At 68.5% G+C, this 638-nt stretch carries 1 pseudogene; it reads left to right on the top strand.

Annotated features, from left to right (window positions below):
* Positions 1-638: pseudogene (locus ABD340_RS11750) on the top strand (DNA-directed RNA polymerase subunit beta); the annotation flags it as partial.

Genomic DNA, 638 nt, shown 5'->3' with positions numbered 1-638 from the left:
GTGAGGAGGGCAAGGTCATCGGCGTCCGGGTGTTCTCCCGTGACGAGGGTGACGAGTTGCCGCCTGGTGTGAACGAGCTGGTCCGGGTGTATGTGGCGCAGAAGCGCAAGATCACCGATGGGGACAAGCTGGCCGGCCGGCACGGCAACAAGGGCGTCATCTCCAAGATCCTTCCGGTCGAGGACATGCCGTTCCTGGAGGACGGCACCCCGGTCGACATCGTCCTCAACCCGCTGGGCGTGCCCGGCCGGATGAACGTCGGCCAGGTCCTGGAGACCCACCTCGGCTGGGTGGCCAGCCGCGGCTGGAAGATCGAGGGCGACGACGCCGACTGGAAGCGGGCGCTGCAGGCGATCGGCGCCGACGAGGCCGAGCCGTGGACCAACACCGCGACCCCGGTCTTCGACGGCGCCCGCGAGGACGACGTCACCGGCCTGATCGCGAGCACCCTGCCCAACCGGGACGGCAACCGCCTGGTCGGCCCCGGCGGCAAGGCCCGGATGTTCGACGGCCGCACCGGGGAGCCGTACAGCGACCCGATCTCGGTCGGCTACATCTACATCCTCAAGCTGCTCCACCTGGTCGATGACAAGATCCATGCGCGGTCGACCGGTCCGTACTCCATGATCACCCAGCAG

The organism is Actinomadura vinacea, assembly GCF_039532545.1.
In the GTDB taxonomy this organism is placed as follows: Bacteria; Actinomycetota; Actinomycetes; order Streptosporangiales; family Streptosporangiaceae; genus Spirillospora; species Spirillospora vinacea.
This window is presented reverse-complemented; position numbering and strand designations above follow the sequence as displayed.